Source organism: Endozoicomonas sp. ALB091 (genome assembly GCF_049310265.1).
Taxonomy (GTDB): Bacteria; Pseudomonadota; Gammaproteobacteria; order Pseudomonadales; family Endozoicomonadaceae; genus Endozoicomonas.
On sequence record NZ_JBLYNQ010000010.1, the window covers coordinates 164,754 to 172,556 of the forward strand.

At 57.6% G+C, this 7,803-nt stretch carries 3 protein-coding genes; all 3 read right to left on the reverse strand.

Annotated features, from left to right (window positions below):
• Positions 1–279 precede the first annotated feature (279 nt).
• Positions 280–6,426 (reverse strand): JAB domain-containing protein, encoded by a 6,147-nt coding sequence (locus ACO6UX_RS23385; RefSeq protein WP_422450701.1) that lies wholly within the window; start codon positions 6,424–6,426, stop codon positions 280–282.
• Positions 6,427–6,482: 56 nt separating this feature from the next.
• Positions 6,483–7,559: a hypothetical protein gene (locus ACO6UX_RS23390; RefSeq protein WP_422450702.1), complete on the reverse strand. Its 1,077-nt coding sequence runs from the start codon at positions 7,557–7,559 to the stop codon at positions 6,483–6,485.
• A gap of 16 nt (positions 7,560–7,575) precedes the next feature.
• Positions 7,576–7,803, reverse strand: a 228-nt coding sequence (locus tag ACO6UX_RS23395) for a hypothetical protein (RefSeq protein WP_422450703.1), incomplete at its 5' end; no start/stop codon positions are given.

A 7,803-nucleotide genomic window follows, 5' to 3' on the forward strand; every position in this document is an offset into this window, starting at 1 on the left:
ACTCCCGGTAACGGACACCGGCCTCATCACGAAGCTCAGCCTCCAGATCATCCCGGGCATCACTTTCCCGCTCATCTTCCCAGACGGCCAGTGCCGCTTCTTCTTTTTCCTGATAGCTGACGTGATCGGTGACCAGCTCTTTGCTGTCGGTATTTTCGAGGCTGTTATTGGCTCTCCAGGTGGCTTCTTCATGGAGAGCAGATTCAATAAGATTGCCGTCCTCATCCAGCAGGCTTTCTATCTCATGGTCGTCCAGGGCTTCGTGCTCGTAGCGATCTTTCAGTTCGTGTTGTATTCATATTCGCTGTCCCATAGCACCTCCCTGGCAGTGTTCAGGGCGTTTTCTATTTCATCCAGATGGTAACCGTGCTCATAATCGCCGATACGCTCATTAATAAACCGTCGACGCATATCATCCAGACGCTCTTCCAGCTCTTCTTCATTGGCTGCGGTATTTGAAGTCGCCAGGTCTTCTGCGATGCTGACCTCATTCTCGCGGATAAACGACAGTACATCAGATTTACTGAGCTTTTCTCCTTGCTTGCTATCGAGCCATAGATCCAGACCCAGCCATCTGATCTCCTCATCCTGAACAAAGTCGCCTTTCTTGATGGCATTCAGCCAGCTCTGGGCAGGCAGCTTGTCCGACTTCACTGCGGCGGCACTGCGCTCTACGGCAGAGTAAAAAGTGGGCGCACGGCCAGCATCGTTATAGCGGTTGCCTTTCGGACCGTTGGGATTAAAGCTGCCATTTCGCTTCAGATGCCCACGGGCAGCACTGAGCAGCTCCACTGCATCGGCATCGGTCCACTTGATGTTGGGGAACAACCGGCGCAGGGCATTGCGGATCATGCTGACCACTTTGGTCAACAGGCCGTTTTTCGGGTCTTTCTCCGCCAGGTGTGCCAGGTATTCCTCGGCAACGATCCGGTTGGCTTCCACTTCGCTCTTGCCTTCCATCTGCCGGGCGTAGCGTTTGGCCAGTGCCTGCTTCAGCCGGTCGCTCATATCCCGGTGGATTTCATCGAGCACGGTATCCAGCCGCTTGCCCAGCAGACCACGGACGCCTTTATGGCCTACCAGTTCATGGAGGACGGTACGGGTTGCCTCGCCCACATTGTCCAGGTTGGCAGCGATCAGGTAGGTATCGCCCGAGTCCGGGTCAAACAGGCCCCGCACCCGGCCTTGTGCCTTGTCGCTGATGACTGTCTGGTAAAGGTGTGAGGGCAGTTCGGTTTCAGACTGCAATACATGAATGGCCTGACCCAGTTTCTGCTCCATCGGCTTCAGCTTCAGCCGCAGGGGACCGGACTGGATGCCTTTGGCGTTGGTGTCTTTGCGCAGGGCGTAGAAGGAGCCTCCCTCGTTCAGGTCGGGGAAGCCTTGTTCAGCGGCTGACTGGTAATCACCCTCCTTGCCGGTAAAGTGATCCAGCACATTAATCCGGTCGCCCCGGTTGAAAAAGTTGATCAGGTTCCGGGTGCCTTTCATGGCCAGTGGCGAACCACTGCTTTTCAGGATGACCGACGAACTGTTGGTGCTGTCCAGTGACGTCATAATCCGGGCAGCCGCAGGATTGTCCGTGGGGTGTCGCAGGGTCTTCAGGTCGCTGTCCGACAATGGCAGGACGCCGGTGACATTGTATTTGCTGTCCAGCAACACCACGGCATTGCCACTGATCGTATCCAGAAAGGGGCGCACCGTTTCCGGTGAGCTGAAATTAATGTGAGGCCGGTTAAAGCGCAGTCGCCGTTCGGTAATCGGGAATGCTTTATTGCGCGCCATGCGCTTAGGTGCCACCGTTCCCGTCTGCACCGTGCCATCGGCATCCATAATCCTGGCGTGGCCGGTGATCCCCACCACAGCATGACCCATATTTATTACGCCACTGCCGTCCAGCACCTCGTTCAGGCTGTGGGTAATATGCACATCGGAGGTACTTGGCTCAGGATCACCGGACGGATGGTTATGGGCAAACCAGACGCTTTTGGCATCCGGTGTGGCGACCACTGCACCGGCCAGTGTCCAGGGCGACACGGAGGCAGAGGCCTTCTGCCCCTTGCTGTGCTTGATGATATTGATCACCTTGTCGTTGCCATCGAGCACAATGGCGTACATTTCCTCCTGCGCCAGCTTGCGGATCGGGGCGATGAAGTGGGCAAGGTCGTCGTGGGTGTGGATGGTGTCGGTGCCAGCCCTTATGGTGCCGGTTTCAACGTGCTTAACCAGAACACGTTGGTTCTCGATGATCTGCTGTTTGCGTTCTTCACCGGTCAGATCAGGGGAGGCGAACAGGTCTTTCTGACCGGCGTCTTCCAGATTCGATTTTTTGCCACGGCGCTTGCGTTCTTCTACTCCGCTTTGTTGTTCGTTTTCTCCGGCTTGGTATCTGCCCCCTGGTTCATCAATTTGTCGAAGTCGGATTGTGCCTTCAGTATCTTGTCCCTTGCTGCTCTGCATCTGCTTCTTCTGCTCTGGAGTCAACAGATGCCCGTAGCGCAGATCGGATTTTGCCCAGGTTTCCAAGCAACCCACCAGATCATCAATGGTCTGCCGGATCAATATGGACTGCACGGTCTTCCTTGCCCACGGCGTATCGGCCAGCTTTTTCAACCGCGCGACAATACCGGCCTTATCCTCCCGTCCATCCAGATACCGCTTGACGGCCGCCCGTTCCGCACCACTCAGACTCTTGATCCCAGGCACCGAATAGTGGGGTGCATTGCGGCTGTTGTATTTGCCTTTGCCTTCCTCAATCCCCGCAAAGTCATCGTCCGTCCATTCGTCGCTGTCCAGGGTGCCATCATCAACGGCATCCAGCAGGTCGTCTACTTCATCCCTTTGGGCTTCTCTGGCAGACTCAGTTGCTCGCCCTGCGGGTTCTCCCGGTTCACCTTTTCCGTTGCTGCCTTCAGCATCTTGAACAGGTCCGGTTTGTTTGGCCTGTTTCGGGTCCTTGATCGGAGTGCTCTTGTCGCCATAGTCTCTCTCCAGTTGTTGGTTGGTCTGCTCGATCAGATTATTCAGCGTAGCCTCTTCGCTGCCAAACATATCCCCACCGGCCTGCCCCTGCTTCTGGAGGTACTGCTCAATCTGGCTGGCCAGCTCAGAGAGTGCCTGCCCCACCTGCTTTGACTTGTTCAGGTTGGCATCGAGCCAGCGGGCGAACAGTTCCGTTTCCGGGCTAAAACTGTCCAGCAGGGAACGCTGGTCCAGAATCTCGTCCACCGACTGGCCACGGTTGCGGCTGTCTTGCAGGATACGGCTGGCTTCCACCAGTGAATCAATAACACCATAGCCACCGAGCTCAGGATCTATACCCTTGGCCCTGGCAAAATGCGGTGCCGCCATAGCCAGCGACTTGATCAGGTTCTTCAGTTCCGGTTTGTCGTCCTCGGCAAATAGGCTGTTCAACCGTTCATCATCGTAGGCTTTCATAAACAGGGCCGACTCCACCCGGTCGCGCATCTGTTTATTCCAGTGACCCTCTCTGGTCTTCAGCTCTGCGGATTCGTCACCGAGCCGGTCAGCGAACCGGGCAAGAAAGGTGTCATTACTGCGGTGCAGCAAGTCGCCCGTGCCATCGGTATCGAAGTGGTTAAGGTCTTCCTGGGTAATACGGCTGGCGTCCAGCTTGGCTTTTTCCGCCGGGGACATCGTAGCGGTTTCGGGCTTATTGGCCTCCTTGGTAAAGGATACCCGGTCTTCGGTATCGAGCTTGCCCTGACGTTGGCGCACCAGTACCGGTTCTTTGAAGCCGTCAATAGCCTCCGGCTTCAGGCCAAAGGCCTCGGCGTTGTCCTTCAGGTACTGGCGGTAGGCTTCAGCCCGGTCCCCATAAAGGCGGTATGCCTTGCGGATCGCAGATACCCGGCCATTGCCGCTTTCCACCACCCGGTCACTGCCGATGATCGGCGCGCCACTGCTGGCCAGCGGGTTAGCGCCGAGTTTCTTCGGGTTCAGCTTGCTGGCAATGCCCCGGATCTGGGTTTCACTGGCCTGCCTTGCCCGATCCCTCGGTTGCAGTTCTGCCGGGTAGTCCGGGTTGACCCTGCCGGTGTCGTTATGACTGGTGATCAGGTCGGACTGTTCATAGAGGGCATACTGCGTGCTGACTTCCCGTTCATCGGCCATCACCGTTTCGTCGGCCTTGCCCAGTACCGGCTTTTTTCCAGAGGGCGTCCCCGACTTCTGCTGCGGAGTGAGTCGCATCCCTTCCTGCCGCTGGCGAGCCTCGATGGCCTGCACTTCCCGTTCAAAACGGATACCTTCCCCGCTTTCTACCATGGCCTTCAGGTTGGCCAATGCCTCTTGCATGGAGGTCGGCGTAAAGCCCCGGCCACCTTTACGGGCTTTCATTTCCAGATTGCGCTGGTTCTCGATCAGTCTGCGGACGCGGCGCTTCTTGCCGGTATCCCCTTTGCGCCAGTTGAACGAACGGAACAGGCGGTTCAGGCTGTTCATCCGTTCGGTGTAGCGGGTCAGGTCCTGATCGGGGTCGCCGGTGTACTCCGGGGAGCCAGGGTGCTGGCTGGGGGCCTTGTCGATCTGATCAGCACGGCGCTGCTGGCTGTCCTGCTGTGCTTGATCAGGATTGGCCGATACGTTGCCATGGCGGTTGCCGGTAAAGTCGGTGGGCGAATAGCCCAGTTGCTGCGGTGGCTGTTGTGCGGGTTGTGGTGCCGGTTGTGATTCTGGCCGGTAGGGCGCATTGGTCTGCTGCTCAAAGCCAGGGCCGGTAAAGGTGGTTTCGCCTCGCTGGGCCGGACTGTTGGGTTCGACATAAATGGCGTTTTCCGTTCCAAGCAACGGTGGCTGTTGCTCTTGTTGTGGCTGACTCTGACGGGCTTGCCTGCGTCCATAGGCTGGCTGGTCGTAATGACTAAAGTCCTGCGGCCCTGCATTCGGGTTGTCGGACACACCGCCACCACCAGGAGGATCATTCGGGTTATGGTCATCCCACCCTGTCGGCATATCCACCTTCGGATCAGGCGGGTGGTACTGCCCGGTCAATGGGTCCGTATAGCTCTGGTGATGATCTGCCCAGCCTTCCGGTGCGGCCTGTGCTTCGGCTTCGGCCTGCGGCACCTGCTCGCCATGATGCTGCAACCAGCTCTCCAGATTGGCAATGGCGATCGAGTTCTGCCGCAGTTGCTCTGCCAGCATGGTCTGGTCGGCGTTGGGCTCCTGCATCTGGTCTTGCAGGGTCTGGTGCTGACTCATTAAGTCGTTCAGTTTTTCCTGAGTGGCACTGACCTGTTCCGGGTTCCGTACCCGGCCAAGGCCACCCACCAGACCACCCACCGGACCACCGATGACCATACCGGTCAAGGCCTGCCCCAGGGCATTATCGGTCAGGCCAACAGTCTGACCGGCCTGCTGCTGGCCATAGTTTTCGGCCATCTGCTGGCCGTAGCCTTCACCGAACTCCTGGGTTCCTTCAGTCAGCAACCCTTTCAGGGCATTGGTGCCACGGGTGCCAGCGGTTTTCAGGATGACGTTTTCCAGGGCAGGACCACCGATGCCCATGGACAATGCCCCAACCCCTGCGCCCGGCAGGAAAGCAGCCTGTGCCGCTTCTTCAGCCAGCAGTGCCTTGGCCTGCTCAAAAGGCTCACGGGTATCACCGCCCCCGGCCTGTTCATAGGTCTGCTGATACAGTTCCTGGAACCGGGGATTGTCTTTCAGGTCCTCATAGCCGAGATTCAGGATGGTATTTTTTGCGCCTTCTGCCGCAGATCCACCGATCATGGCACCGCCGGTCAGTCCATAGCCGGTATGATTGCCTATCTTGTCGATGGTATTGGCGAGTCCCTGTACGCCACGGGCTTCGGCCAGTGTTCCCACGCTGGCGGCCCTGCCTGCACCGGCGGTCAGTGCCTTGTTGCCGACACCGGCCAGCGCCTTGCCTCCCAGACTCAAGCCCCGGCCTACGGCACCACCGGGGATCATGGAGGGGATCAGGGAACCCAGACCGGAGACAATACCCAGACCGGCACCGGCCCACGTACTCTGGTCACTGAAACCAAAACGGCCATCAGGTTGGGTGCCAATATTAAACCCCTGCAATGCCTGACCGGCAGAGGGGGACATATCATCAATCTGCTGTTCGGCCTTTTTCCGCAGCCAGTTAGCCGGGGCATTCTGACCATTGCCACCAAACACCCGGTCAACACCGGACACCAGATCGGCAGAGCCCTGATAAGCACCGTGCAAAAAGGCATCGCCCATATCACCGAGCACACCGCTGTCCGGGTTGCCCCGTGGCCTGGTGCGCTGGTTAAACTGGAGGTAGGCGTCTACGTAGTGTTCATCCGGTACATGGGGGGCAATATGCTGCTGCCAGTACTGCTGGCGCTGTTGCTCCCGTTCGGCGTCATTGGCCTGCTGGTAGGCGGGCGTCGCAATAAAATCGTGCCAGTTCATAGGGTCGTCCGTGAAGATTAGTGGGCAGTTGGCAGTGGGCAGTGGGCAGAGGTTTATTAGCGGTGGTTGGGGTTGTTCTGGGGCAGGTACTTTCGCCAGCTTCCGGGCAGCATACTGTTGCCACCGAAGCCATAACCGTTGCCCTGTTTCGGTGCTGCTGTTGCAGGTGTGCCGATGGGTGGTGGTGGGGCTGCGGTGAGGTCATCAATACGCTGCCGGTAGTCCTGGCCCTGGGTTTCAGCCTCTGCCCCTCTGGGACCAAACAGGTCAAAGTCCGGGTTATCGTTCTGGTATTGCGTTGGTCCATTCTGATAACCGGGGTTGCTGGGCTGGTAGGGCTTCATCAACTGGTCCAGTGCGGCTCTGACGGCGGGAGGCTTGAGCATGGACAGTTCGTCCGGTTTCAGGTTCTGACCGGCCAGTGACTGGGTAGCCATGGCTTCAGCCATGGGCATAAGTTGCTCCATCAATTTGCTGACATCGCTGACGCCCTTACTGCCGGGGTCGTAGGTTTGCTGCCGTTGACCGGCAAAGTTGTTCAGGTTGGACAGGGAGCTGAGATAGAACTGCTTGACCGGATCACCATTGTCACTGAGCAGGCTGACCAGCGGGTCTTCGTTGCGGTCGCTGTGGTTTATTTGGATGGAGGATACGTTACCGGCCTTAATACCGGGGTGCTGGTTGATAAACTTAATAGCATCCTCTGCATCCCGTGGGTCCTGCCCCTGATGGTACTTTTGCAGCATCCGGTTCAGCTTACCGGCATCCTGCGTCAGTGGGCTGACCACCGTTTCCTTTCTCTCCATGGGCATACCATAACCGGCCTGACTGCCCTGCGGTGCTGGCGGCGCGGGTGACTGCCTGCCGGTCTGACCGATCCCGTACTGGCGGTTGACCAGTTCGTCGTGCTGGCGCTGGCGGTCATAGAACAGGTCGGTATCGTTCTTGTCGATGGATTGCTGGGTCAATGCCTGTTGCTGCTCTTGCCCATTGTATTCCTGCTGCCGTCTGGCCAGTTCGCCAAGGCGCTGGTTGATGGCGTGCTGTTCTTCAGCGTAACCGGGCATTTTGGTGCCATGGCCCAGTGACTCGAATTTGTTCTGATAGACTCTGCCATCCGATCCGATATACATGGTGTTCCTCCGTGAATTAATACTCGTATCCAAACGACTCGCTGTAATTCCATTTGCCGTTATTGTCGTATTTCTGTACCAACCCGTTCTGCCACCGCTGCTGCGCCTGGTTGAATGCCTGGTTAAATGCCTGATTCTGCGCCGCCAGCTTCATCTCATCCTGCTTGAAGCCGTAACCAAGGTCGTACTGACGGGCCGCTTCGTTAAGCTGGTCGTACTTGATCTTGTTATCCGTGAACATATC

Bases quoted from the DNA above. Each gene is read 5' to 3' on its own strand.
- ACO6UX_RS23385 (WP_422450701.1), bottom strand. From the start codon at position 6,426: ATGAACTGGCACGATTTTATTGCGACGCCCGCCTACCAGCAGGCCAAT.
- ACO6UX_RS23390 (WP_422450702.1), bottom strand. From the start codon at position 7,559: ATGTATATCGGATCGGATGGCAGAGTCTATCAGAACAAATTCGAGTCA.